Genomic DNA, 24,410 nt, shown 5'->3' on the forward strand with positions numbered 1-24,410 from the left:
CATCCCACCCCCTACCCCTGCTCCCCCAGCCGATACTTCCTGATCTTGTCGTGCAGCGTGGTCTTGGCCAGCCCCAGGGCTTCCGCCGCACGCGCCAGGCTGTTGCCGTTGCGGGCCAGCGCGTCGACGATCAGGGCGCGTTCATAGGCAGCAACGGCTTCCGGCAGCGGCGTCGGGCCGGAGGCCTCGGCATTGCCGGAAAAAGGCGCGAAGCCGGAAGCGATGCCCAGCACGCAGCGCTCGGCCACGTTGCGCAGCTCGCGCACGTTGCCCGGCCAGTCATAGGCCATCAGCCGGTTCATCTGCGCCGGCGCCAGTTCCGGCACGGGACGCTGGTGGCGCGCGGCGCCCTGCAGCAGGAAGTGCTCGAACAGCAGCGGAATATCCTCGCGCCGCTCGCGCAGCGGCGGCAGCGGCAGGGTGGCGACATTGAGCCGGTAGTAGAGGTCGGCACGGAACAGGCCCTGGTCGGACAAGTGCTTCAGGTCGGCCTTGGTGGCGGCCACCACGCGGCAGTCCACCGCCACCGGCGTGTTGCTGCCCAGCCGCTCCAGCGTGCGTTCCTGCAGCACCCGCAGCAGCTTGATCTGCATCGCCATCGGCATCGATTCGATCTCGTCCAGGAACAGGGTGCCGCCGCTGGCATGCTCGATCTTGCCGATGCGACGCTTGCCGGCGCCGGTGTAGGCGCCGGCTTCGTGGCCGAAGATCTCGCTCTCGAACAGGGTCTCGGGCAGGCCGCCGCAATTGATCGCGACGAAGTTGCCGCTGCGGCGCGGGCCCGCCTCGTGCAGGCTGCGCGCCACCAGCTCCTTGCCGGCGCCGGTCTCGCCCTCGATCAGGATGTCGGCGGCGCTGTTGCCCAGTTCGGCCACCAGCTGCCGCACCCGCACCATGCTGGCGGAACGGCCGATCAGCAGGTTTTCCAGCCGGTCGCGGCCTTCGAGCCGGGCCTGCAGCCGGCGCACTTCCAGCGTCAGGCGGCGCTTGTCGAGCGCGCGCCGCACCACTTCCACCAGGTAGTCCGGCGAGAACGGCTTCTCGATGAAGTCGTGGGCGCCGTTCTTCATCGCCTGCACCGCCAGCGACACATCGCCATGCCCGGTGATGAGCACCACCGGCAGGTCGGCATCGACGGCGCGCACCTGCGCCAGCAGGGCCATGCCATCCATGCCGGGCAGGCGGATGTCGCTGACGATCACGCCGGCGAAATCGCGGGCGATGCGGCGGCAGGCCAGTTCGGCGTTGTCGACCGCCATCACGGGGATGTCCTCCAGCTCCAGCGCCTGGGTGCAGCCCAGCCGCACATCGGGATCGTCCTCGACGATCAGTACCTGCAGTTTGTCGGTCATGAAGCGGGCCTTTGCGGTGCGGCGGGAAGGTCGACGGTGAACACCGCGCCGCCTTCGGGCAGGTTGTCGGCGGACAGCGCGCCGCCGAAGTCGGCGACGATGCCGGCGGAGATCGCCAGCCCCAGGCCAAGGCCGCCGCCGGCTTCCTTGGTGGTGAAGAAGGGTTCGAACAGGCGGCCGCTGGCTTCCTCGCTGATGCCGGGGCCACGGTCGCGCACCCGGATCAGGATGCGGCCGTCGCGCCGGCTGGCTGAGATGTCCACCACCGGCGCATGCTGGCCTTCCATCGCGTCGAGCGCGTTGCCGGCCAGGTTCACCAGTACCTGCTCCAGCCGGTTCGGGTCGCACCAGGCTTCCAGCTCGTCCGGCGGCAGGTCGACGCAGGCCACCGTGCCGGCCTGTTTCAGCCGCTGCTCCAGCAGGAACAGCGCATTCTCAATGGCGCGCCGCACCGGCACTGCCTGCGGCTTGCCGGACGACTTGCGGGCAAAGGACTTCAGCTGCGACGTCAGCAGGCCCATGCGGTCGACCAGCTGGTCGATCCGTTCCAGGTTGCTGCTGGCGGTCTCCTGGTTGCCGCGCGCCAGGAATTTGCGGGCATTGCCGGACAGGGTGCGCAGCGCGGCCAGCGGCTGGTTCAGCTCATGCGCGATGCCGGCCGAGAGCTGGCCGATCACGGCCAGCTTGCCGGCCTGCACCAGCTCGTCCTGCGCCGAACGCAGGGTGCGCTCGGCCTGGGTGCGCTCCGCCACTTCCTTTATCAGCCGTTCGTTGGCCGAGGACAGGTCGGCGGTGCGCTCGATCACATTGCGCTCCAGCTCGTCATGCGCCCGCTGCAGCGCGGCCTGCGCCGCCAGCTGGTCCTGCAGGTGGCGGCGGCGCTGGTTCAGCAGCAGCGCCAGGATGAACAGGAAGGCGGCGAAGGCGCCGGCCAGCGCGGCGCGGTTGACGGCGATGGTGCGCACCTGGGCCTGCGGGGAATACACCGTGATGTTCCACGGCGTGCCGGGCAGGTTGCGGGTCTGGGCCAGGAAGTTGCCCGCCAGCGGGAACACCGGCGCCGCGGTCGCGGTCGCCGGCAGGCGCACCAGGCGGGCGCCGTCCTCCAGCACCGACAGCTCCTTCACGCCCAGCGGCGCCAGCGCCTGGCGGTTGTACTGCTGGGTGCGCTCGAAGGCTTCCAGCGTGGCCTTGTCGAGCGGCTTGATGGTGGTGAATTTCCAGTCGGGCACCGAGGACAAAATCACCACGCCGTTTTCATCCGACACCAGCGCCGGCGCCTCGACCGCGCCCCAGGACTGTTCCAGCTGGCGCAGGCCGACTTTCACCACCGCCACCCCGGCCACGTCGTGCCCGCTGGCCAGCGCCGAGGACAGGTAATAGCCGGGCTCGCCCTGGGTGGTGCCGATGCCGAAGAAGCGGCCGGCGCCTGTTTCCAGCGCCTGTCGGAAATACGGCCGGAAAAACAGGTTCTCGCCGATGAAGCTGTCGCGCTGGCGCCAGTTGCTGCTGGCAACCACCCGGCCTTCGCGGTCGAGTATGTAGATCGAGAGACTGCCGGCGCGGGCATTGAGCTGTTCCAGGTAATGGTTCATGCGCGCCACGCGGGCGGCGTCGGGCGCGGCCAGCATGTCCAGCACGCTCTGGTCCAGGCCAAGCAGCGCCGGGAAATAGCCGTACTTGTCGATTTCCCGTTCAAGGCTGGCGGCGTACAGGTCGAGCCGGTGGCGGCCGGTGGATTCCAGTTCGGCCATGCCGGCCGACAGGCTGTAGCGGAAGGCCAGCTGCGACGCGCCCAGCGTCAGCGCCGCAAACAGCAGCAGCAGGGCGGCGACACGCGACAGGGACAGGGCAGGGAGCATGACAACGGGGGCCGTTCGGATTTCCGGATTATGCCGGCCCGCCGGCATTCCGGCGTCATTTCCGCCGGAAAAACCTTGCTGCATCATCGTTGGCTTGCGCATGTCGCTCCTTGCCGGCGCCTGGCTGCTATGCCGGCGTGGTTTCCCGTTCTTCCTCGGGCAGCGGCAGCACGTCCTCGGACTCGGCCAGGGCAGGGTCGACCGTATCGATCGCGTTTTCCCACTTGGCCACCACGGTGGTGGCGATCGCATTGCCCAGCACGTTGGTCACGGTGCGGCCCATGTCGAGGAAATGGTCCACGCCCATCACCAGCAGCAGGCCGGCTTCCGGCAGGTTGAACATCGGCAGCACCGCGGCCACCACCACCAGCGAGGCGCGCGGCACGCCGGCGATGCCCTTGGACGACACCATCAGCACCAGCAGCATGGTGATCTGCTGGCCCAGCGTCAGCGGAATGTTGTAGGCCTGGGAAATGAACAGCGCGGCGAAGGCGGTGTACATCATCGAGCCGTCGAGGTTGAAGGAATAGCCCAGCGGCAGCACGAAGCTGGTGACCTTCTTCTGCACGCCGAACTTGTCGAGCTGCTCCATCAGCTTCGGATAGGCGGACTCGCTGGACGCGGTGGAGAAGCCGATCAGCATCGGATTGCGGATCAGCTTCAGCAGCCGGAACACCTCGCGGCCCAGCACGCAGTAGCCGGCGAAGATCAGCACCATCCACAGAACTGCCAGCGCGGCGAAGAAGCTGGCCATGTAGCGGCCATACACAAGCAATATGCCCAGGCCCTGGGTGGTGATGATGGCGGCGACTGCGGCGAACACGCCCACCGGCGCAAAGCGCATCACATAGTCGGTCACCTGCAGCATCACATGGCCGATTTCCTGGGTGGTTTTCAACAGGCTGCGGGCGGTGCTGTCATGCAGCTTGCCCAGCGCCACGCCGAAGAACAGCGCAAACACCAGGATCTGCAGGATCTCGTTGTTGGCCATCGACTCGACGATGCTCTTGGGGAAGACGTGCGTCACGAACTGCTTCAGGTTCAGTGCGTTCGTTTTCAAGTCGGTGGCGGCGCCGGCGTCCGGCAGCGGCACATTGACCGCATGGCCGGGCTGGAGCAGGTTGGACATCACCAGGCCGATCATCAGCGAGCAGAGCGACGCGGTAATGAACCAGCCCAGCGCCTTGCCGCCGATGCGGCCCACCGCGCTGGCGTCGCCCATGCCGGCCAGGCCGCCGACCAGGGTGGCCAGCACCAGCGGCGCAATGATCATCTTGATCAGCCGGAGGAAGATGTCGGTGACCATCGTGAAATAACTGGCAATCTCCTTGGCCGCCGCGGCATCCGCGGCAAGCGAGTGGCAGAGATAGCCGACTGCAACGCCGGACACCATGGCAATGGCGATCCAGCTGGTAAGTTTGTTCCGTTTCATCGGAGGGTTCCTTTTGCTTCTGGCTGATTGGGACGAATGGGCGGTGCCCGGCTTTCAAGGCCATTTGCTGACCGCCCTCCTGTTCAGCACAAGACGTGCCAGTCTTGGCTTTCCAAGTGGAAGTGCAAGCCTTTGATTAACAAGGTAAAAATTCAGGCCGGCGTGGCCGTGTCCGGATTCCCGGATAATGCGGCCTCAAGTCGTTCGGAAATCCGGATGGCACTGGGCCGGAATGGCGTTGCCGGCGGGAGAGGAAGTTGAACAAAGGGATTTTCATTGCAGCGGCGGCTGGTCTGGCCCTGGCAGCGGCCGCAGCGCTTTTCATTGGCCGGCCCGGCGCTGCGGCAGCGTATATCGATCCGTCCGACGCGGCCCTGGTGTCGCGGGGCAAGCCCATCTATGCCCAGCATTGCGCCGCCTGTCATGGCGCCAGCATGGAAGGCCAGCCGAACTGGCGCGAGCGCCGGCCCGACGGCCGCCTGCCGGCGCCGCCGCATGACGCCAGTGGCCACACCTGGCATCACCCGGACGCGGTGCTGGTGGATATCGTCAAGCACGGCCTGGTGCCGGGCAAGACCGCGCCCGACGCTTACGAAAGCGACATGCCGGCCTATGAACGGCTGCTGTCGGATGCCGACGTGCAGGCGGTGCTGGCGTATATCAAGAGCGGATGGCCGGCGGATGCACTGGAGGCGCAGAAGGAAGTGACACTGCAGCGAAATCAGGGAAGCCGCTGAGCTACTGCACGGCAATAGACCCGCTTCCGGACTGATGCAACCAGCCCCAAGTTTGACTTCTCTCAGTCCGGGCGCAGCATGCCCGCCTAATGTCTATCCACGTCGCCGCGAATCCGGCCGATTGCCGGATTTGTCGACGCGGCGCAAGGAGACGATGATGAGCACCGAAGCAAACCGGCAACTGGCCAGGCGCGGCTACGACATGTTCATGAAGGGCGATATCGAAGGCGTGATCGGCCTTTGCGCCGATGACATAGCCTGGGTCAGCCCGAAAAACGAACCGATTTCCTTTTCAGGCAGCTTTCACGGCAAGGCGGAGGTAGGCCGTTTTTTCCAGCTGATGTCGCAAGCCATTGAATTCGAGCACTTCGAGCCGCAAAGCTTTATTGCCGACGGCGACAAGGTGGCCGTAAGCGGGATCTCGCGCGGCAAGGTGCTGGAAAACGGCGCGAAGTTCGACGATGCCTGGGTGCATGTTTTCACGATGAAAAACGGAAAGATCGCCCGTTTCGAGCAGTACAACAACTCGGCAAGTTTTGTAGCCGCGATGTCGGCGCCGCTGCTGAGCAACGAAGACATGGCGGGCGCAGTCTGAACGCCGGGCCGCCTTCTATGGCTGCGCCTGGTCGGAGAACAGGTCGAAGATGACATTGCGCACCCAGATGCTTGCCGGGTCCTTGTGGAACCTGGCATGCCAGAACAGGTTGATGCCGATGTCCGGCAGCGGCACCGGATGCGGCAGGTAGCGCAGGTCGAACGGCGCCAGGCAGGCCTGTGCATACCGCTCCGGAACGGTGGCCACCATGTCGGTGCTGGACAGGATGTGGCCCAGCGCAACGAAGTGCGGCACGGTCAGCACCACATTGCGGGCGATGCCGCGCCGCTGTATCGATTCATCCACCGTGGCATGCCCGGTGCCCTCGGCGACCACGACCACATGGCTGGCCGCGGCGAATGCTTCGACTGAGATCGCCTCCCGGTCCAGCGCATGGCCCTTCCGAAACATGCAGACATAGCGCTGCCGGAACAGGCCGCGCTGGAAAAAACCCGACTTCAGCTGCGGCAGCAGGCCCAGCGCGAGGTCCACATGCCCGGCCTGCAGCGCATCGGCCAGGTTGGTTTCCCGGTTGCGCACCGTGCTGACGGTCACCGCTGGCGCCAATTGCGCGAGCCGTGTCATCAGGCGCGGCAGGAAGTAGATCTCGCCGATATCGGTCATCGCCACCGTGAATTTCCGGTTGCTGGCGGCCGGGTCGAAATCGGTCTTGCGGTTCAGCGCGTCATGCAGCGCGCCCAGCGCATAGGCCACCGGCTCGGAGAGTTCAATCGCGTAGGGCGTGGGCTCCATGCCGCGCGAGGTGCGCAGGAACAGCTCGTCATTCATCAGCCTGCGCAGCCGCGCCAGCGCATTGCTGACCGCCGGCTGGGTCAGGCCCAGTTGCGCGGCGACGGCCGACACGCTTCTTTCGGTGAAAAGCTGGTGGAACACGATCAGCAGGTTCAGGTCGACGTCTTTGAGTTGCATGGGTATTCATGAAATCAATACGGTGGATTCACCGGATTTTATTCGTTTATTTTACTTCCCTGCCTATAATCGCCCAACGCAAGCCAGGGGATCGTCCATGAAACTGCTCGTGCAGCCAGCCAACCGCACCATCGAAGCCAGTCCCGGCGCCAACCTGCTGGCCACGCTGCGCGAGCATGGCATCGCGGTGTCCTACAGCTGCACCGCCGGCCGCTGCGGCACCTGCCGCTGCAGGGTCAGCGCCGGCAGCGTGCTGGATACCGGGCGCCAGGGCAAGATCACCAATCCAGGCGAGGACCAGTATGTGCTGGCCTGCACCAGCGTGCTGAGCGAAGACTGCACGATCGAGATACCGGAGCCGGACGAGATCGTCACCCATCCTGCACGCATCCTGAAGGCCACCGTGCTTGCGATCGATGCGCTGTCCCATGACATCCTGCGGCTGCGCCTGAAACCCGCCAAGCCGCTGGCATTCTCGCCCGGCCAGTACGCCAGCCTGCAGTTCACGCCGGCCCATGTGCGGCCCTATTCGATGGCCGGACTGCCGCAGGACGATGAACTCGAATTCCATGTGCGGCTGGTGCCGGGCGGACGGGTCACCCGGCATATCGCGGCCGAACTCAAGCCCGGCGACGCGGTGCGGGTGAGCGGTCCGCTGGGCACCGCCTACCTGCGCACGAAGCATCAGGGGCCGATGCTGTGCGTGGCCGGCGGCACCGGCCTGGCGCCGGTGCTTTCCATCGTGCGCGGCGCGATCGCTGCCGGCATGCGCGATCCGGTCCACCTGTACTTCGGCGTGCGCACGCCGCAGGACGTGTATTACGCCGACCGGCTGGCCGAGCTGGCCGATGCCCATCCCAACCTGCATGTGCATATCGTGATTGCCAGCGGCGGCGAGGGCACGGCGCGGCGCGGCCTGGTGACCGAGGCGGTGGCCCAGGACTGGGCCAGCCTGGCGGGTTTTCGGGCCTATCTGTGCGGCGCGCCGGCCATGGTGGAAGCGGCGGCACTGCTGGTGAAAGCCCGTGGCGTGGTGCCGGACAAGCTGCATGCCGACGCGTTTTACCCGGCAATGGACTAGATAAGACTATCGACAAGGAGACAGCATGGGCGACATGCCTGGGGTATTTCCAAAAGACCCTAAATGGGAAGGCGATGGCAGCAGCCGCATCCCGTTCTGGGCCTACACCGATGAAGCGCTGTACAAGAAGGAACTGGAGCGCTTCTTCTATCAGGGCCACTGGTGCTATGTCGGCCTGGAGGCGGAGATCCCGAACCCGGGCGACTTCAAGCGCACCGTGGTCGGCGAGCGCTCGGTGATCATGGTGCGCGATACGGATGGCGGCATCAATGTGGTTGAAAACGTCTGCGCCCATCGCGGCATGCAGTTCTGCCGCAAGCGCCACGGCAACCAGACCGAGTTCGTCTGTCCCTATCACCAATGGAACTACAGCCTGAAGGGCGACCTGCAGGGCGTGCCGTTCCGGCGCGGCGTGAAGCAGGATGGCCGCGTGCAGGGCGGCATGCCGAAGGAATTCAACACCGGGGAGCACGGCCTGACCAGGCTGAAGGTGGCTACCCGCGGCGGCGTGGTGTTCGCTTCCTTCGACCACGGCATCGAGCCGCTGGAAGACTTTCTCGGGCCGGACATCCTGCATTACTTCGACCGCCTGTTCAACGGCCGCAAGCTGACCATCCTCGGCTACAACCGCCAGCGCATACCGGGCAACTGGAAGCTGATGCAGGAAAACATCAAGGACCCCTACCATCCGGGCCTGCTGCATACCTGGTTCATCACCTACGGCCTGTGGCGTGCCGATAACAAGTCGCAGCTCATCATGGATGCGCAGTACCGCCATGCCGCGATGATCTCCACCCGCGGCAGCGGCGGCGCCAGGTCCGAGGTCACGGCCGGCGTCACCAGCTTCAAGGAAAGCATGGAGATCCAGGACAAGCGCCTGCTCGACATCGTGCCCGAGCCATGGTGGCAAGGCCCGACCGCAGTGATGATGACGCTGTTTCCCAGCGTGATCTTCCAGCAGCAGGTCAACAGCGTGTCGACCCGCCACATCCAGCCCAACGGCACCGGCTCCTTCGACTTCGTCTGGACCCATTTCGGCTTCGAGGACGACACGCCGGAAATGACCGAGCGCCGGCTGATCCAGGCCAACCTGTTCGGCCCGGCCGGCTTCGTCTCGGCCGACGATGGCGAGGTGATCGAGTTCTCGCAGAGCGGCTTCGAGCAGAAGCCCTTCCACCGGGCGCTGGCGGAGCTGGGCGGCTACGACTGCGGCAACACCGACCACATGGTGACCGAGACGCTGATCCGCGGCATGTACCACTACTGGCGCAAGGTGATGGAGGTCTGACGATGGAGAACACGACGATGACGACGCAGGCCTGGCTGGCCCTGGTGCAGCTGCATGCCGACTATGCCGCCGCGGTCGACCGCGAGGACTGGGATGCCTGGGTGGACTTCTTCACCGAGGACTGCGTCTACAAGGTGCAGCCGCGCGAGAACCATGAGCGCGGCTTCCCGCTGGCCACGCTGGCGCTGCTGAGCCGCAACATGCTGAAGGACCGCGCCTACGGCATCAAGGAAACCCTGTTCCACGATCCGTATTACCAGCGCCACGTGGTCGGCCTGCCGCGCATCCTGAAGGCCGATGGCGACCTGATCGAGGCCGAGGCCAACTATTCGGTGTTCCGCACCAAGCTCGGACAGGAGACCACCGTGTTCAATGTCGGCCGCTACATCGACCGCATCAGGGTCACGCCCGACGGCCTGAAGCTCGCATCGCGCCTGTGCATCTACGACACCGAGATGATCCCCAATTCACTGATCTACCCGATCTGAGGTCACCATGGCAGAAAACTGGATTGATGTAAGCGCAGAAGATGAGGTGCCGCAGGAGGATGTGATCGGCGTGGAAGCACACGGCCGCGACATCGCGCTCTACGGCGTGGAAGGCCAGGTGTATGCGAGCGACGGCATCTGCACCCATGGCCATGCCCGGCTGTGCGACGGCTTCCTGGATGGCTTCGAGATCGAATGCCCGCTGCACCAGGGCACCTTCGACATCCGCAACGGCCGCGCCATGTGCGCGCCGGTGACGGAGGACATCAGGGTCTACCCGGTGAAGATCGAAGGCGGCCGGGTGTTCGTCGACCTCGGCTGAGCCGCAGGCGGGGCCGGTTCAGCGGCTCATTCCCCGCGCCGCCACCGGCCAGATGCATTCCACCTTGCCATTGCGTATGCCGACCAGTTCATCGTACAGATTCAGCGTCGGATCGCAGTGGCCCGGCACCAGCAGCAGCTGGTCGCCCAGTCCGGGCCGGGAGGCGGCATTGTCGCATTCCACGATGCCGTGCTCGTCATTGGCGGCGACATAGCGCAGTCCGCCGCCTTCGCCCTGCCAGACCAGCGGCAGGCCCGAATCCACCGCCATTGATTTCAGCCCCGCGTCCAGCACCACCCGCGTCGCTGGCGCCACGCTCATCACGGTGGAAGCGATGAACAGGCTGTGGCCGAAGCCGGTGGCCGGGTCCCATTCATTGCGGCCGTAGTCGCCATCCATGAACACATAGGAGCCGGGCTGGATCTCGGTATAGACGCCGCTGGCAAGGTCGAATTCGACGCTGCCGGTGCCGCCGCCGGTCACTACGTCGCAGGCCGCGCCGGCCGCCTGCAGCCGCGCCACGACTGCGCCAGTGCGTTCGGCCGCCTGGGCGGCCGCCTCGCGCCGCTCGGCCCGGCTGCGCCGGTGCTGCGCGCCGCCGTGGTAAGCCTGCAGGCCGCCAAAGCGCAGCACCGGGTACCTGGCGATCTGCTCGACCAGGCGCAGCGCGGCGTCGGCATCTGCCACGCCGCAGCGCCCCTGGCCGACATCGATCTCGACGAACACGGTCACCGAGGCCTCTGCCTGTGCGCAGGCCTGCGCCAGCGCCGTCACCTGCCGCGCATCGTCGACGCAGGCGCTGATGCGGGCATGGCGTGCCAGCGCAGCCAGCATGCGCGCCTTGGCCGGGCCGGCGAGCTCATTGCTGACATGGATGTCGGCAATGCCGGCGCGCACGAAGGGCAGGGCTTCGCTGACCTTCTGGCAGCAGATGCCGACCGCGCCCCGCGCCACCTGGGCCAGCGCGATGGCGGGGCACTTGTGGGCCTTGGCATGCGGCCGCAGGTGCAGGCCGGCGCGGTCGGCCAGTGTCTGCATGCGATCCAGGTTGCGCTCGAAGACATCGAGATCGAGGATCAGGGACGGGGTATCGACATCGGCCAACGCCTGGCCGGGTTGGGCGGCGGGCGGCAGGTCGAGGCCGGTGCCGGCATGGGTTTGCAAGGTCATGAAGGTGACTATGGGAACGGGTGGAGCGGCCATTCTAGTTGGCCGGCACAGGTTTGTCGCCATGCCTTGGCACGCAGTCCGCCCGGGTGGCGATGAATGAACTCATCCATATGTCAGCGGTAATACAGACATGCATCATGCCGGAGACTACGATCGGTGTTTAATAACCGGAATGGTGACGCCCGATGACGCATGCCGACGACGACGCCTACCTGTTGCTGATCGATCGCCATATCGAGGAACTGAAACAGCGGCTCGTTGCCTTGAGCGAGCTGATCGCCGAGATGGCGGCGTCGGATGAAGACACCGCCAGCCAGTCCGAGCTGTCGTGCACGCTGGTGCGGGCAATCGAGTCGATGGAAGCCATCAAGGCCAAGGAGGTCGATGCGCTGCTCCACGACCGCCAACAGGATCAAGCAGGCCTGCCGAGACAGGTTTCCTAGAGCCCCAAAACGCGGTTGCGCCGGGCGCCGGACCGTTTGCGACGTAGAAAATGGCGCGTCGTGATGACGATAGTGAAATCGTCCTGCAGCCATCGACGTCGACTGCAACTGCTGCTTCGCAGTGACGCTTCACCGCTGGTGACCCAACGCCGCCGCGCTTCCGTCATGACCAGGCCGGGCATTCGCCACGGCGGGCGACCTCCTTCTTTGCTTCGCCAAAAAAGGAGAACGGCAACTCCATGGCTGCAAACCGGGATGGTGTTCTCGACCAATTTCGTCGATGAACCAAGGCTGCAATGTCCCTGCGCGGTATTGCGACCGATGACAGATGCCGCAGCTTGCCCGCAACGGAACAAGCGAGCCCAGCCCCTGGCAGGGTGCAATACCCGGAGGGCATTGCACCACGGGCCGCAAACCGGGATGGCATGGTCGGCCGACTTGCTCGATCGACCAACGGCGCAATGCCCCTGCGGGGTATTGCGCCCTACGAACGCGGCACCTACGAACGCGGCGGCTTGTTCGCTCCAGGCATTGCCGTCACGGCGCGCTTAAAGGAAGTCGGATAGCCCCTGGTAGGGTGCAATACCCGCAGGGCATTGCACCACGGGCCGCAAACCGGGATGGCATGGTCGGCCGACTTGCTCGATCGACCAACGGCGCAATGCCCCTGCGGGGTATTGCGCCCTACGAACGCGGCACCTACGAACGCGGCACCTTGTTCGCTCCAGGCATTGCCGTCACGGCGCGCTGGAAGGCAGTCAGATAGCAACAGCGCCACAACCCCCATCCGCCTTGCCAATCCGGTCGGCCTTCTACAGATTCACCATGCCGCGGCCGATCTCGATCACCCGGCCGCCGACCCGGATCGCGCCGTCGGCCGCCACCTCCAGGTGCAGCCGGTTCGGGCGGCCGACGGCGTCGCCCTGGCTGATCTGAAAGCGTGCCGGCAGCGCATGGCCGGTGGCGCGCAGCCAGCCGCCGAGGTTGGCGCAGGCCGAGCCGGTGCCGGGATCTTCGGCCACGCCGCCGCCCTGCTTGGTGAAGAAGTAGCGCGCTTCCACCAGCCCGGGCTGCGCCGGGTCGAAGGCGAACACATAGGCGGTCTTGCGGCCCAGGCTGCTGACCGGCCAGTCGGCGATGCGCGTACTGTCGGGACAGGCGCGGCGCACCGCTTCCGGGCTGCGCAGCGGCACCAGCAGCTGGTCGGCGCCGGTGTCGACCCACAGCGGCGAAGACAGCAGGTCTTCTTCCTGCAGGCCCAGCAGCGCCGCCACGTCGGCGTCGGGCAGGCCGGCGGCGGCCGTGCGCACCGCGCCGCGATGCGGCGCGGTGAAGGTCCAGACGTCGCCCTGTGCCGTCACCGGCACGATGCCGGCCTGGAATTCCAGCGTCAGCGCATCGCCAGCGGCCATCAGTTCGCGCACCACATGGGCGGTGCCCAGCGTCGGATGGCCGGCAAAGCGCATCTCATAGCCGGTTGTGAATACCCTGACCCGGGCGCTGGCCTGCTGCGACGGCAGGATGAAGGTGGTTTCCGACAGGTTGAACTGCAGTGCCAGCGCCTGCATGGTGGCATCGTCCATGCCGTCGGCATGCTCGAACACGCACAGGGGATTGCCGCCGAAGGTGGTGTCGGCGAAGACGTTCAGGAGCCGGAAAGGGTAACTGGCCATGATGCGAAGAGGGGGAATGGACGGGCGCTCATTCTATCCCGGCGCCCGCGTCCTGCCAGCGGCGCGTGGACAGCGGCTGGCCTTCGCGCAGGAAGGCGGCCAGTTCGCCGGCGGGCAGGGCCATGCCGACGTAATAACCCTGGATGTCGTCGCAGCCGGCCTCTGCCAGGAAGCGCGCCTGGGCATCGGTCTCAACGCCTTCGGCGATCACGGACAGGCGCAGGCTGCGGCCCAGCGCGATGATGGCGCGCACGATGGCGCCGGCGCCGGCATGATTGTGCAGGTCGCGCACGAAGGACTGGTCGATCTTCAGGTCGCTCAGCGGGAAACGCTTCAGGTAGGCCAGGCTGGAATAACCGGTGCCGAAATCGTCGATGGCGATATGCACGCCCAGCCGGGTGATCTCGTCCATGATCGACACGCTGCCGTCGATATCGCGCATCAGCGTGCCTTCGGTGATTTCCAGCTTCAGGCTGCCCGGCTCCAGCTGGTTGGCGGCCAGCGCCGCCGATACCGTGTCGATCAGCCTGCCGTCCTCGAACTGCTGGGCCGCGACGTTGACCGACATCACCAGCGGCGGCAGGCCCTGATCGCGCCAGGCCCTGGCCTGGGCGCAGGCTTCCTTCAGCGCCCAGTCGCCGATGGCGGCGATCAGGCCGCTTGCCTCCGCCACCGGGATGAACTTGTTCGGCGGGATCATGCCGCGCTGCGGATGGCGCCAGCGGATCAGCGCCTCCACGCCCGCCACCACGCCGCTGGACAGCGCCACCTGCGGCTGGTAGTGCAGCTCGAACTGGCGCGCCTCCAGCGCATGGCGCAGCGCGCGTTCCGTTTCATGCCTTTCCAGCGCGGCCGCATTAATCTCGGTCTGGTAGAACTCGATGCGGTTGCCGCCGCCGGCCTTGGCCTGCTGCATCGCGAACACTGCGCGACCGAGCAGGGCGTCGGCGTCGCGCCCGTCCCTGGGGAAAAAGGCAATGCCGATGCTGGCGCTGACGAAGAGCTCGGTGCCTTCCCGGTGGAAGGGCCGGGCCAGGCTTTCCCTGGCGCGCGCGGCCAGCAGCTCGGTTTGCGCCAGCCTGGACTCGCGCTGCTCCAGGACGATCACGAATTCATCCTTGCCCAGATGCGCCAGCACCGCGCCGGGGCCGATGCAGGCCTGCAGCCGCTCGGCCACGCAGAGCAGCACGGCGTCGCCGGCGGCATAGCCCAGGGTGTCGTTGATGCTCTTGAAGCGGTCCAGGTCGAGCGCCAGCACCGCGATCTGCGGCGCTTCGCCATCGCCGCCGGCCATCATCTGGCCCAGCAGTGCCTTGACCAGTGCGCGGTTGGGCAGCCGGGTCAGGCTGTTGTGTGTGGCCTGGTGCTCCAGCTCGGCTTCGCGCTGCTGCAGATTGGCAATCAGGCCGGCCAGCGTGCGCGACAGCACCTGCGCCTCGTGGTAGCCGCGCTGCAGCGCAATGCCGGTGGTCGCCTCGCCGCGGTCCAGCCGCTCGGCCTCGCGGGTGATCGCATCGAGCGGACGCGAGATGCGGCTGGCCAGCAGCCAGCCCATCAGCGCAAACAGCCCGGCAATGATCGCGCCCGACAGCAGCACCTGCCGCTGCAGCGCGGCAACCGGCGCAAAGGCGGCATCGATCTGCTGGCGCTCGATGATGATCCAGCCCAGCCCGGGATAGTCCTGGTACCCCTTGCTGCGGGCATAGCCGGTCAGCCAGGTCTTGCCGTCGGGCCAGGTCTCGGCCAGGTAGCCGGACTGGCCCTGCTGCGCGCGCCGTATGCTTTGCAGCGCCAGTTGACTGTCCTGCAGCGCGGCCGGGCCGAACAGCACGGTGCCATCGGCCGCCAGGATCAGCGCCTCATACGACGCAGCCGACGCCATCGACCGGGTCAGGCCCATGATCCAGCGCCAGTCGATATGCGCGCCCAGCACGCCGGCAAAGCGCTCGCTCAGGGTCACCGGCATGGCCACATCGAGAAAGCGCAGCGGCTCGCCGCCATCGGCCTGCAGCTTCTTTTCCAGCAGCACCGCGCGGTGCAGGTCGCCGACGAAGGCGGCTTTCGAGGCTTCGCCGAACCAGGGCCGCCTGGTCACGTCCTGGCCTTCCAGCAGCGCGCCGGTGGCGGCCACCACCGTGCCCGTCTGGCTGGCATAGCCGATCCAGGCATAGCCTTCGCGGGCATGCAGCAGGTCGTCCAGATGGGCACGGATCGCCGTCGGACGGTCCAGCAGGTCGAGGTCGGACAGGCTGTCGGCATACAGCGCAATGTCCTGGTAGCGCTCATACATCGCCCGGTCCAGCGTGGCGGCCAGCTCCGCCGAAGTCTGCGCCAGACGCTCGCCTATGCCCTGCTTGAGGTCGGTGGTGGCGGCATTCTGGATAACGGCGACCAGGACGGCAGTCAGCGCGACAGCGAGCGTGGTGGCGAAGAAGGCAAGCAGGGTGCGCAGACTGTATTGGGCCATCGATCCGATCCGTTGCGTGACACATGAGCACGCAAGCACATAAACGCATGTGTTTCGAACATTACTAAAGTTCGGGACACATTGTTTCCGCTTGGACGGGATTTCCTTGCGTCGATTGCTTGCAATCAATGCAGTACACCATGCCTCCATCCCGGAAATTGACCGCCGGTAGATAAGCCGGGGCCGTGGCGGGATCGACGCCTTTATCCGACCACTCTCAGCGAGTAGTCGGTGGCCTGCACATCCTTGGTCAGCGCGCCGATCGAAATGCGGTCCACGCCGGTTTCCGCGATCGCGCGCAGGGTAGCCATGCTGACGCCGCCCGAGGCTTCCAGCAGCGCCCGGCCGGCATTGATGGCCACCGCCTCGCGCATCAGCGCGGTGCTGAAGTTGTCCAGCAGGATGGAGGTGGCGCCGGCATCGAGCGCCTCATTGAGTTCGTGCAGCGACTCGACCTCGATCTGCACCGGCGCGCCGCTGCCCAGCGCCTGCGCGGCACGCAGCGCGGCCGCCACGCCGCCGGCCGCGGCGATATGGTTTTCCTTGATCAGGATGCCGTCATACAGCGCCAGGCGCTGGTTGTCGCCGCCGCCCACCCGCACCGCATATTTCTGCGCCAGGCGCAGGCCGGGCAGGGTCTTGCGGGTGTCGAGGATGCGGGCCGCGGTGCCTTCCACCGCCTGCACATGGCGCCGGGTGGCGCTGGCCACGGCTGACAGCAGCTGCAGGAAGTTCAGCGCGCTGCGCTCTGCGGTCAGGATAGCGCGGGCCGGGCCGGCGATCATGCAGACCGTGCCGCTGGCCTGCATGAGATCGCCTTCGGCATGCTGCCAGCGGATGCGGATGCGCGGATCGACCCGCATCATCACGCCCTCGAACCACGGCGCGCCGCACAGCACCGCTTCCTCGCGCACGATGACGCGGGCCTCGACTTCGAGGCCGGCCGGCACCAGAAGGCCGGTCAGGTCGCCGCTGCCGATATCCTCGGCCAGCGCGGCGGCGATATTGGCTTCGAACGCCGCCTGCAGCGCGGCATCGAACGGCGCATGCGCATTAACCAGGCCGCTCATGCCGGCCCCACGCCGGCAAACAGCGCCTGTTCCCGCGCCAGGTCCGGCCCGGGCCGCACATTGGCTTTCTTCGCGGCGGCAAAGGCCAGCATGCGGTCGATGCAGCGATAGGCCAGGCGGCCGGTCTCGGGATCGACAACGATCTCGTTGTCGCCTTCTTCCAGCACCCGCACCAGGTTGCGCAAGCCATTCATCGCCATCCACGGGCAATGGGCGCAGCTCTTGCAGGTGGCGCTGTTGCCGGCGGTGGGCGCCTCGATGAAGCGCTTGCCGGGCGCGGCCAGCCGCATCTTGTGCAACAGGCCATTGTCGGTGGCGACGATGAATTCCCCGGCATCCATGTCGCGCGCGGCGGCGATCATCTGGGAGGTGGAGCCGACCATGTCGGCCAGCGCCACCACCGCCGCCGGCGACTCCGGATGCACCAGCACCTTCGCCGCCGGATGCGCGGCTTTCAGCAGCTCCAGCTCCACGCCCTTGAATTCATCATGCACCAGGCAGGAGCCCTGCCACATCAGCATGTCGGCGCCGGTCTCGCGCTGGATGTAGCCGCCCAGGTGGCGATCCGGCGCCCACAGGATCTTCTTTCCCTCGGCATGCAGGTGGGCCACGATGTCCAGCCCGATCGAGGAAGTCACCATCCAGTCGGCGCGCGCCTTCACCGCGGCGCTGGTGTTGGCATAAACCACCACGGTGCGGTCGGGATGGGCGTCGCAGAAGGCGGCGAAGTCGTCGGCCGGGCAGCCCAGGTCGAGCGAGCAGGTGGCGTCGAGGTCGGGCATCAGCACCGTCTTGTGCGGGCTCAGGATCTTCGAGGTTTCGCCCATGAAGCGCACGCCGGCCACCACCAGCGTCTGCGCCGCATGGTCGCGGCCGAAGCGCGCCATCTCCAGCGAATCGGAGACGCAGCCGCCGGTTTCCTCGGCCAGGTCCTGCAGGTCGGCGTCGACATAGTAGTGCGCCACCAGCACCGCGCCGCGCTCCCTGAGAAGCTGGCGCGCCCGCTCCTTGAGCGCGGCGCGCTCCTCCAGCGTCGGGCTGTCGGGCACGCGGGCCCAGGCCGAGGCGGTCGAGCAGGCGCCGCCCTGTGCCGGGGCGTCGAATTCAACGGGTTTGATCACGGAAGTGGGCATGGCGGATCCGAAAGGTCAGTCAGTAAAAGGGCAGGGCTCATGCCGCTGGCGAGAGCACGGTGGGCAAGGCCTTGGGCAGGGTGTCCGGATAGTCGAGGCTGTAATGCAGGCCGCGGCTTTCATGGCGCTGCAGCGCGCTGTCGACGATCAGCGCGGCCACATCCACCAGGTTGCGCAGCTCCAGCAGGTCGGGCGTGACGCGAAAGCTGGCGTAGTACTCGTCGATCTCGCTCTTCAGCAGCCGGATGCGCTCGCGCGCGCGGCGCAGCCGCTTGGTGGTGCGCACGATGCCGACGAAATTCCACATGCAGCGACGCAGCTCGTCCCAGTTCTGCGCGATCACCACTTCCTCGTCGGCATCGGTGACCCGGGTTTCGTCCCATTGCGGCACCGGCGCCGGCGCGGCGGGCGCCTGGGCGGCGATGTGCTGCGCCGCCGCCCGGCCCAGCACCACGCATTCCAGCAGCGAGTTGCTGGCCAGCCGGTTGGCGCCGTGCAGCCCGGTGCAGGCGGTCTCGCCGACCGCGTACAGGCCCGGCAGGTCGGTGCGTCCGGCGCCGTCGGTCACCACGCCGCCGCAGGTGTAGTGCGCCGCCGGCACCACCGGGATCGGCTGCTTCGTGATGTCGATGCCGAACTCCAGGCAGCGCGCCAGGATGGTGGGGAAATGCTCGTGCAGGAATTCGGCGCTCTGGTGGCTGATGTCCAGGTCCACATGGTCCAGGCCGCGCTTCTTCATTTCATAGTCGATCGCGCGGGCCACGATGTCGCGCGGCGCCAGCTCGGCCCGTTCGTCATGCGCCGGCATGAAGCGTTGCCCGGCGGCCGCGCCGGCGCCGGCCGGCAGCTTCAGCAGGCCGCCCTCGCCGCGCAGCGCCTCGCTGATCAGGAAGGACTTGGCATACGGGTGGTACAGGCAGGTCGGATGGAACTGGATGAACTCCATGTTGGCCACGCGGCAGCCGGCGCGCCAGGCCATCGCGATGCCGTCGCCGGTCGCGCTGTCGGGATTGGTGGTGTAGAGATAGACCTTGCCGGCGCCGCCGGTGGCCAGCACGGTGTGGCTGGCGGCAATCGCGATCACCTTGGCGCTGGCGGCATCGCGGGCATACAGGCCGGCGCAGCGCTGGCGGCCGCGCGCATCCGGCAGGCGGATCAGGTCCACCGCGATATGCTGCTCCAGCAGGGTGATGTTGGGATGGCTGCGCACCTTCTGCTCCAGCGTGGCCTGCACCGCATGGCCGGTGGCGTCGGCGGCATGGATGATGCGGCGCGCGCTGTGGCCGCCTTCCCGTGTCAGGTGAAAGCCCAGCTCGGCGCCGGCATCGCGGGTGAAGGGCACGCCCTGCTCGATCAGCCAGCCGATGGCCTCGCGGCCGTGTTCGACGATATCGCGGGTCATTGCCTCGTCGCACAGGCCGGCGCCGGCATCGAGCGTGTCGGCCAGGTGGCTGGCGGTGCTGTCGCCGGAATCGAGCACCGCGGCGATGCCGCCCTGCGCCCAGTTGCTGGCGCCATCGGGCAGGCCGCCCTTGCAGATGACGGCAACCTTGCGGCCCTGCGCCAGACTGAGCGCGACGGAAAGGCCGGCCAGGCCGGCGCCTATGATGGCGACATCGAAGTTCATGATCAGCATGCCTCGCGGATAAGGTTGCCATGCCCTCGCGGGCAAAAAAGACGCACATTGTAACGGCCTTGTCATTCGTGACAAGCGCCGCGCGCCCTGCGCCCCATATCAGGCGCCCGGCCGGCTTATCAAGGGCGCGGCGGCGGGTGGCGTGGCCCTGAAGGAAGGATGCAATTGTTTCTATGCAAGCGTTCCTAATCGCTAACGGACATTTCGTAGTTTCATGCGGCAAGGCATTAATGCTGCTCAATATGCCGGCCTGCGGCTGTCATCTGATATCACTATCCCCACTGATCGAGGAGAACATCATGGAACGACGCGCATTCCTTTTCACCGTCACGGCTGGCGCGGCCAGCGTGCTGACACTGGGCGGCTGCGGCGCCGTATCGACTGCCAGCACCACGCCCGGCAAGGGCAATGAGCCGCGCACCCAGAAGATCGATGCCGGCGCCAACGACACGCTGGCCAGGCTGTACGGCATGACGCCCGGCGCGCGCGAACTGGTTGCCAAGTCGCGCGGCATGCTGATCTTCCCGTCCGTGATCGCGGCCGGCTTCGGCGTGGGCGGCCAGTATGGCGAGGGCGTGCTGCGTTCGGGCAGGTCGGTGCTGGGCTACTACAACCTGGCATCGGTATCGGTGGGGCTGCAGATCGGCGCGCAGTCCAAGGCCATCGTGTTCCTGTTCCTGACCCAGGACAGCCTCGACCAGTTCCGCAACGCCAAGGGCTGGTCGGTCGGCGCCGACGCCTCGGTGGCGGTGCTGCGCGCCGGGGCCAATGGCCAGATCGACGTGAACGCGGTCACCGCGCCGGTCGCGGCCTTCGTGATGACCAATGCGGGACTGATGGCCAATCTGACGCTGGAAGGCACCAAGATCACGCGGATGGACGTGTAGCGGCCAGGGCGGGATTGACCAGCGAATGAATCAGGGAGCCGCCTGGCTTGGCTGGTCCACGGATGGTTGGCGACGCCATCCGGAAATGAAGCGCCGCCATCAGGCGCTCCACGTTGGTCTTGCAGCCACCGCAAAACCGGCGGCGCGGCAGTCAGGGCCCTTCGCCCGGCACGCCGCGCTCGTTGCCCAGGATCTCGCGCGCTACCCGATGGCCCGCTCCGTTTCCCTGTTGTGCGCAGGCCGCCTCCACCGCGTCGCGCAATGCATCCAGGCCCGCGCCCGGCGGCACCGCCACGCCCAGATCGCGCGCCCGCTGCGCCAGCCCTTCCACCGGCGGCGCGGCGATGATGCCGCGCTCCTCCGCCGCCGCGCCCAGGTCGGTCAGTTCCGCCAGCAGCCGTTCCAGTTCATCCAGTCTCGCATCCATGTTGCTTCTCCCCTTGAAATCCATCCATCCATCCATCCATCCGGCCACGCCGGCCGTCATGCCACCACCACCACTTCCACCGGCCCATCCTTGCGCAGGATGTTGACGCCGACATTGTTCGGGTAACGCTGCAGCAGCAGATCGACGGTGCTGCCGCAGATCGACAGCGCGTGGATCTCGATCTGCTCGACGAAGGGCGGAAGGCGCGGATTGCGCAGGCGGATCTCCGGCTTGTCCGGCGAGAACGACAGGCCCAGGCAGGCATGCAGCAGGGAGAACACGCTGCCGGCGGCCCAGGCCTGCGGCGAGCAGGCGACCGGGTACAGCGTCGGCCCTTCGTCCGGCCTTCTCGCAAAGCCGCAGAACAGCTCCGGCATCCGGTGCTGGTCCATGGTCATGCTGACGTCGAACAGCGCTTCGAAGATCTTCATCGCGCCGGCGGTATTGCCGTAGCGCGCCATGCCCTCGGCGATGATGGCGTTGTCATGCGGCCAGACCGAGCCGTTGTGATAGGCCATAGGGTTGTACCGCACCGCGCCGCAGCCCAGGGTGCGCACGCCCCAGCCGCAGAAGAATTCGTCGGAGAGCAGTTGCGCCGCGATGCGCTCGGCATGGTGCGGCAGCGCGATACCGCTCCACAGCGTATGCCCGGCATTGGAGGAGGGCACCGCGCACTGGCGCTTGTGGCCGTCCAGGGCCAGCGCATAGCTGCCAATGCGCTCGCACCAGAATGCTTCGTTGAAGCGCTGCTTCAGCCGTTCGGCGGACCGCCGCAGTTCCACCGCCATCGCCTGCTTGCCCAGGCAGTCGGCCAGCCGGGCCGCCTGCAGTTTCGCCTCGTACACATAGCCCTGGACCTCGCACAGCGCGATCGGCGCCTCGGCCAGCCGGCCGTCCTCGTGGAACACCGAATCGTGCGAATCCTTCCAGCCCTGCTGGGTCAGGCCGACATCGGTGCGGCGCGCATATTCGACGAAGCCGTCGCCGTCGCGGTCGCCGTACTGGTCTATCCAGCTCAGCGCGCGCTCGATGTTGCCCCAGATGCCGCGGATGAAGTCGAGGTCGCCGGTGCGCTCGAAATAGGCGCCGGCCAGGCCGACGAACAGCGGCGTGGCGTCCACCGTGCCGTAATAGCGCCGGAACGGGACTTCATCCAGCGCCGCCAGTTCGCCCAGCCGCGCCTCGTGCAGGATCTTGCCGGGCTCGGCGTCGCGCGCCGGGTCCTGGCTGGCGGCCTGGGTGTCGGCCAGCACCGCCAGCACGCCCCTGGCCAGGCCGGGGTCCAGCCATAGCAGCTGGCGCGCGGTGATGATGCCGTCGCGCCCGAAGGTGGTGGCATACCAGGGCAGGCCGGCATAGGGATAGCGGCCCCCGGGCAGCGCGGTCGACAGCATCACCAGGTCGGCGGTGGAGCGGTCTATCCACTTGTTGAACAGCGCATTGGAGGTGACGATGCGGCACAGGTCATGCATGCGGGCGTCCAGCGCGCCGTTCATGCGGGTGTAGGCCGACAGGTAGTCCTCCGGGGCCGGCGCGGCCGCCGCGTCCGGCTCGCAGGCCACCGCCAGGTAGACATGCGCGTCCTCCTTGGGCGCCAGCGACAGCCGGAACTCGGCGTGCCCTGCGGTCAGCGTGTCGGGCGCCGGATCGAAGCGGATGCGGGTGCGGCGCACCACCTGGTCCAGCCCGCGGTAGCCCAGCGTCAGTTCGGAGGCCGCCAGTTCCGGCGCGAGCATGGCGCCGCGGCGCTTGCGCTCGAAGCCCCGGATCTCGAAGATGTCGGCGTAGTCGGCATCCATGTCCAGCGACAGCGTCACGCAGACCGGCTCCAGGCCGTAGTTGGCGATGCGGATATGTTCGTGCAGCGTGTCGTTCCAGAGCAGCTTGGCGCGGAACACATGCAGCAGGCCTTTCTGGATCAGGTCGCCGGTGCCGACATTCAGGTCCGGGTTCATCAGCTCCACCACCATCTGGCCATTGTCGTCGCGCACGGTGGAGTTCAGGAACATCGGCCGAACGCCATTGATGCGCAGTTCCTGGTGCGACAGGAAACGGGTGTCGCCGTGATAGATGCCGTCCTCGTGCAGGCCGATCGGATGTATGTCGCCGAAGCGGTTGAAGGTGGCGAACACCTTGCCTTCCTTCAGGACGCGCCGGCGTTCATCGGGTGGCGAGGAGGCGGCGAGGATGTACCACTCTTCGCCCAGTCGGATTCGGTCAGCCATGATGCTCCTGGTGCATTGCCGCCGCCCGGGCAGCGCCCGCCGGGCGGGAAGGGTGCGCGGCGCGCTTGTGCAGCGCCTGCTCGCGCAACCGTCCATACAACTGCAGGTAGGCCTGCGCCATGTGGCGGGCGGTGAAGCGCTGCAGGAAGGCCTGGCGGCAGCGTTGCCGGTCCAGGCCGGCCAGGCGCGCCACGGCCTGCACCGCCTGTTCCTGGTTGTCCACGATGAAGCCGGTCACGCCGTCGGCCACGATCTCGGGCACCGAGCCGTGGCGGTATGCAATCACCGGCGTGCCGCAGGCGAAGGCTTCGATCATCACCAGGCCGAATGGTTCGGGCCAGTCGATCGGCATCAGCAGCGCACGGGCGCTGCCCAGCAGGCGACGCTTCCCGGCTTCCCCGACCTCGCCGATGAAATGCACCAGCGGGTGCCGCAGCAGCGGCGCGATGCGGGCGGCGAAGTAGTCGCTGTCGGCCGGGTCCACCTTGGCCGCAATGGTCAGCGGCATGCCGCTGCGCACGGCGATCTCGATGGCGCGGTCCGGCCGCTTCTCGGGCGAGATGCGGCCGAGGAAGAGCAGGGTGTTGTTCGGCGCCGGGTTGAAGTCGTACAGGTCGGGCGGCAGGCCGTGGTACACGGTGCCCTGCCAGTTGATCCAGGGCAGCGGCGTGCGCTGGCTGTTGGAGATCGACACCACCGGCATGTCGAGGAAGTGCCGGTACAGCGGGACCAGCTCGGGCAAATCCAGCCTGCCATGCAGCGTGCTGACATGCGCGGTGGCAAGGCCGCGCGCCATCGGGAACTGCAGGTAGTCGGTATGGAAGTGGATGACGTCGAAGCTGCGCGCCATGCTGGCCAGCATGCCCAGCTGCAGCGTGTGGCAGGCCAGCGCGGCGGCATTCTGTCCGGTGGCGCGCAGGCTGGCGCCGGTGGCGGGAATCAGCCTGGCGCGGGTGGTGGAATCGGCGCTGGCGAACAGGGTCACATCGCAGCCCATGTCGACCAGTTCTTCGGTGAGATAGGACACGACCCTTTCCGTACCGCCATATGCCTTGGGCGGGACGCTTTCAAAGAGCGGCGAAACCTGTGCAATCTTCATGGCCAGCCCGCGTCGCGCCTGCCTGCAGGCGCGACGCTTCCTTCCTCATCTGCCCGCATCCCTGCCTGGGCGACAGGGAATTGGAGTTGCACG

General features: G+C 67.0%; 21 protein-coding genes. 8 read left to right on the top strand and 13 right to left on the bottom strand.

What is annotated here, in order from left to right; translation table 11 throughout:
• Positions 1–11: 11 nt before the first annotated feature.
• The 3 genes from IGW04_RS18530 to IGW04_RS18540 all read right to left on the bottom strand — a co-directional run bounded on the left by IGW04_RS18530 (position 12) and on the right by IGW04_RS18540 (position 4,646).
• The gene (locus IGW04_RS18530) at positions 12–1,352 is read right to left on the bottom strand and encodes a sigma-54-dependent transcriptional regulator (protein WP_194714574.1); all 1,341 of its coding nucleotides are present in this window, start codon (positions 1,350–1,352) and stop codon (positions 12–14) included.
• Positions 1,349–3,214 carry an ATP-binding protein gene (locus IGW04_RS18535; protein ID WP_194714575.1) on the bottom strand — a complete coding sequence of 622 codons (1,866 nt, stop codon included), beginning with the start codon at positions 3,212–3,214 and terminating at the stop codon, positions 1,349–1,351. The genes IGW04_RS18530 and IGW04_RS18535 overlap by 4 nt, the downstream gene beginning before the upstream one ends.
• Positions 3,215–3,341: 127 nt before the next feature.
• Positions 3,342–4,646, bottom strand: a complete 1,305-nt coding sequence (locus tag IGW04_RS18540) for a dicarboxylate/amino acid:cation symporter (protein ID WP_194714576.1) — start codon at positions 4,644–4,646, stop codon at positions 3,342–3,344.
• Positions 4,647–4,903: 257 nt separating this feature from the next.
• On the opposite strand from IGW04_RS18540, the gene IGW04_RS18545 reads away from it, so the two are divergent.
• Positions 4,904–5,383 (top strand): c-type cytochrome, encoded by a 480-nt coding sequence (locus tag IGW04_RS18545; RefSeq protein ID WP_194714577.1) that lies wholly within the window; start codon positions 4,904–4,906, stop codon positions 5,381–5,383.
• 157 nt (positions 5,384–5,540) lie between these two features.
• The gene (locus IGW04_RS18550) at positions 5,541–5,978 is read left to right on the top strand and encodes a nuclear transport factor 2 family protein (RefSeq protein ID WP_194714578.1); all 438 of its coding nucleotides are present in this window, start codon (positions 5,541–5,543) and stop codon (positions 5,976–5,978) included.
• Positions 5,979–5,993: 15 nt separating this feature from the next.
• Here the strand turns inward: IGW04_RS18550 and IGW04_RS18555 are convergent, their stop codons facing one another.
• A complete protein-coding gene (locus tag IGW04_RS18555; protein ID WP_194714579.1) occupies positions 5,994–6,908 on the bottom strand; it encodes a LysR family transcriptional regulator in 915 nt (304 codons plus the stop codon).
• Positions 6,909–7,005: 97 nt separating this feature from the next.
• Here IGW04_RS18555 and IGW04_RS18560 point away from each other — a divergent pair, with 97 nt between their 5' ends.
• From IGW04_RS18560 to IGW04_RS18575, 4 genes are read left to right on the top strand one after another with little or no spacing between them, the layout of a single operon-like run.
• Positions 7,006–7,989, top strand: a complete 984-nt coding sequence (locus tag IGW04_RS18560) for a 2Fe-2S iron-sulfur cluster-binding protein (protein WP_194714580.1) — start codon at positions 7,006–7,008, stop codon at positions 7,987–7,989.
• 25 nt (positions 7,990–8,014) lie between these two features.
• Positions 8,015–9,277, top strand: a complete 1,263-nt coding sequence (locus IGW04_RS18565; RefSeq protein ID WP_194714581.1) for an aromatic ring-hydroxylating dioxygenase subunit alpha — start codon at positions 8,015–8,017, stop codon at positions 9,275–9,277.
• A 2-nt stretch (positions 9,278–9,279) separates the two neighbouring features.
• On the top strand, positions 9,280–9,765 hold the full coding sequence (locus tag IGW04_RS18570; protein WP_194714582.1) for an aromatic-ring-hydroxylating dioxygenase subunit beta: 486 nt from the start codon (positions 9,280–9,282) through the stop codon (positions 9,763–9,765).
• A 7-nt stretch (positions 9,766–9,772) separates the two neighbouring features.
• Positions 9,773–10,087 (top strand): non-heme iron oxygenase ferredoxin subunit, encoded by a 315-nt coding sequence (locus IGW04_RS18575; RefSeq protein ID WP_194714583.1) that lies wholly within the window; start codon positions 9,773–9,775, stop codon positions 10,085–10,087.
• Positions 10,088–10,105: 18 nt separating this feature from the next.
• Here the strand turns inward: IGW04_RS18575 and IGW04_RS18580 are convergent, their stop codons facing one another.
• Positions 10,106–11,257: a DSD1 family PLP-dependent enzyme gene (locus IGW04_RS18580; RefSeq protein ID WP_194714584.1), complete on the bottom strand. Its 1,152-nt coding sequence runs from the start codon at positions 11,255–11,257 to the stop codon at positions 10,106–10,108.
• 185 nt (positions 11,258–11,442) lie between these two features.
• Here IGW04_RS18580 and IGW04_RS18585 point away from each other — a divergent pair, with 185 nt between their 5' ends.
• Positions 11,443–11,700 (top strand): hypothetical protein, encoded by a 258-nt coding sequence (locus IGW04_RS18585; RefSeq protein ID WP_194714585.1) that lies wholly within the window; start codon positions 11,443–11,445, stop codon positions 11,698–11,700.
• A gap of 812 nt (positions 11,701–12,512) precedes the next feature.
• On the opposite strand, the gene IGW04_RS18590 is transcribed toward IGW04_RS18585, so the two are convergent.
• From IGW04_RS18590 to nadB, 5 genes are all read right to left on the bottom strand, one after another.
• On the bottom strand, positions 12,513–13,373 hold the full coding sequence (locus tag IGW04_RS18590; protein WP_194714586.1) for a PhzF family phenazine biosynthesis protein: 861 nt from the start codon (positions 13,371–13,373) through the stop codon (positions 12,513–12,515).
• A gap of 28 nt (positions 13,374–13,401) precedes the next feature.
• Positions 13,402–15,840 carry a putative bifunctional diguanylate cyclase/phosphodiesterase gene (locus IGW04_RS18595; RefSeq protein WP_194714587.1) on the bottom strand — a complete coding sequence of 813 codons (2,439 nt, stop codon included), beginning with the start codon at positions 15,838–15,840 and terminating at the stop codon, positions 13,402–13,404.
• A 203-nt stretch (positions 15,841–16,043) separates the two neighbouring features.
• On the bottom strand, positions 16,044–16,910 hold the full coding sequence (nadC, locus tag IGW04_RS18600; RefSeq protein ID WP_194714588.1) for a carboxylating nicotinate-nucleotide diphosphorylase: 867 nt from the start codon (positions 16,908–16,910) through the stop codon (positions 16,044–16,046).
• Entirely contained in the window at positions 16,907–18,043 is a 1,137-nt protein-coding gene (gene nadA, locus IGW04_RS18605; protein WP_194714589.1) for a quinolinate synthase NadA, read from the bottom strand. The genes nadC and nadA overlap by 4 nt, the downstream gene beginning before the upstream one ends.
• Before the next feature lie 37 nt (positions 18,044–18,080).
• Positions 18,081–19,670 (bottom strand): L-aspartate oxidase, encoded by a 1,590-nt coding sequence (gene nadB / locus IGW04_RS18610; RefSeq protein WP_194714590.1) that lies wholly within the window; start codon positions 19,668–19,670, stop codon positions 18,081–18,083.
• A 308-nt stretch (positions 19,671–19,978) separates the two neighbouring features.
• On the opposite strand from nadB, the gene IGW04_RS18615 reads away from it, so the two are divergent.
• The gene (locus tag IGW04_RS18615; protein WP_194714591.1) at positions 19,979–20,566 is read left to right on the top strand and encodes a BPSL1445 family SYLF domain-containing lipoprotein; all 588 of its coding nucleotides are present in this window, start codon (positions 19,979–19,981) and stop codon (positions 20,564–20,566) included.
• Between the two features lie 151 nt (positions 20,567–20,717).
• Here the strand turns inward: IGW04_RS18615 and IGW04_RS18620 are convergent, their stop codons facing one another.
• Genes IGW04_RS18620 through IGW04_RS18630 form a run of 3 tightly spaced genes read right to left on the bottom strand, consistent with a single transcriptional unit; the run spans position 20,718 to position 24,317 of the window.
• Positions 20,718–20,993 carry a hypothetical protein gene (locus IGW04_RS18620; RefSeq protein WP_194714592.1) on the bottom strand — a complete coding sequence of 92 codons (276 nt, stop codon included), beginning with the start codon at positions 20,991–20,993 and terminating at the stop codon, positions 20,718–20,720.
• A 56-nt stretch (positions 20,994–21,049) separates the two neighbouring features.
• Positions 21,050–23,218 (bottom strand): amylo-alpha-1,6-glucosidase, encoded by a 2,169-nt coding sequence (locus IGW04_RS18625; RefSeq protein WP_194714593.1) that lies wholly within the window; start codon positions 23,216–23,218, stop codon positions 21,050–21,052.
• Entirely contained in the window at positions 23,211–24,317 is a 1,107-nt protein-coding gene (locus tag IGW04_RS18630) for a glycosyltransferase family 4 protein (RefSeq protein ID WP_194714594.1), read from the bottom strand. The genes IGW04_RS18625 and IGW04_RS18630 overlap by 8 nt, the downstream gene beginning before the upstream one ends.
• Positions 24,318–24,410: the final 93 nt, after the last annotated feature.

Source organism: Noviherbaspirillum soli, from assembly GCF_015352955.1.
GTDB classification, from domain to species: domain Bacteria; phylum Pseudomonadota; class Gammaproteobacteria; order Burkholderiales; family Burkholderiaceae_D; genus Noviherbaspirillum_A; species Noviherbaspirillum_A soli.

Bases quoted from the DNA above. Each gene is read 5' to 3' on its own strand.
- IGW04_RS18590 (WP_194714586.1), bottom strand. From the start codon at position 13,373: ATGGCCAGTTACCCTTTCCGGCTCCTGAACGTCTTCGCCGACACCACC.
- IGW04_RS18595 (WP_194714587.1), bottom strand. From the start codon at position 15,840: ATGGCCCAATACAGTCTGCGCACCCTGCTTGCCTTCTTCGCCACCACG.
- IGW04_RS18615 (WP_194714591.1), top strand. From the start codon at position 19,979: ATGGAACGACGCGCATTCCTTTTCACCGTCACGGCTGGCGCGGCCAGC.
- nadC (WP_194714588.1), bottom strand. From the start codon at position 16,910: ATGAGCGGCCTGGTTAATGCGCATGCGCCGTTCGATGCCGCGCTGCAG.
- IGW04_RS18550 (WP_194714578.1), top strand. From the start codon at position 5,541: ATGAGCACCGAAGCAAACCGGCAACTGGCCAGGCGCGGCTACGACATG.
- IGW04_RS18585 (WP_194714585.1), top strand. From the start codon at position 11,443: ATGACGCATGCCGACGACGACGCCTACCTGTTGCTGATCGATCGCCAT.
- IGW04_RS18535 (WP_194714575.1), bottom strand. From the start codon at position 3,214: ATGCTCCCTGCCCTGTCCCTGTCGCGTGTCGCCGCCCTGCTGCTGCTG.
- IGW04_RS18565 (WP_194714581.1), top strand. From the start codon at position 8,015: ATGGGCGACATGCCTGGGGTATTTCCAAAAGACCCTAAATGGGAAGGC.
- IGW04_RS18560 (WP_194714580.1), top strand. From the start codon at position 7,006: ATGAAACTGCTCGTGCAGCCAGCCAACCGCACCATCGAAGCCAGTCCC.
- nadB (WP_194714590.1), bottom strand. From the start codon at position 19,670: ATGAACTTCGATGTCGCCATCATAGGCGCCGGCCTGGCCGGCCTTTCC.
- IGW04_RS18575 (WP_194714583.1), top strand. From the start codon at position 9,773: ATGGCAGAAAACTGGATTGATGTAAGCGCAGAAGATGAGGTGCCGCAG.
- IGW04_RS18625 (WP_194714593.1), bottom strand. From the start codon at position 23,218: ATGGCTGACCGAATCCGACTGGGCGAAGAGTGGTACATCCTCGCCGCC.
- IGW04_RS18580 (WP_194714584.1), bottom strand. From the start codon at position 11,257: ATGACCTTGCAAACCCATGCCGGCACCGGCCTCGACCTGCCGCCCGCC.
- IGW04_RS18620 (WP_194714592.1), bottom strand. From the start codon at position 20,993: ATGGATGCGAGACTGGATGAACTGGAACGGCTGCTGGCGGAACTGACC.
- IGW04_RS18630 (WP_194714594.1), bottom strand. From the start codon at position 24,317: ATGAAGATTGCACAGGTTTCGCCGCTCTTTGAAAGCGTCCCGCCCAAG.
- IGW04_RS18570 (WP_194714582.1), top strand. From the start codon at position 9,280: ATGGAGAACACGACGATGACGACGCAGGCCTGGCTGGCCCTGGTGCAG.
- IGW04_RS18540 (WP_194714576.1), bottom strand. From the start codon at position 4,646: ATGAAACGGAACAAACTTACCAGCTGGATCGCCATTGCCATGGTGTCC.
- IGW04_RS18555 (WP_194714579.1), bottom strand. From the start codon at position 6,908: ATGCAACTCAAAGACGTCGACCTGAACCTGCTGATCGTGTTCCACCAG.
- nadA (WP_194714589.1), bottom strand. From the start codon at position 18,043: ATGCCCACTTCCGTGATCAAACCCGTTGAATTCGACGCCCCGGCACAG.
- IGW04_RS18530 (WP_194714574.1), bottom strand. From the start codon at position 1,352: ATGACCGACAAACTGCAGGTACTGATCGTCGAGGACGATCCCGATGTG.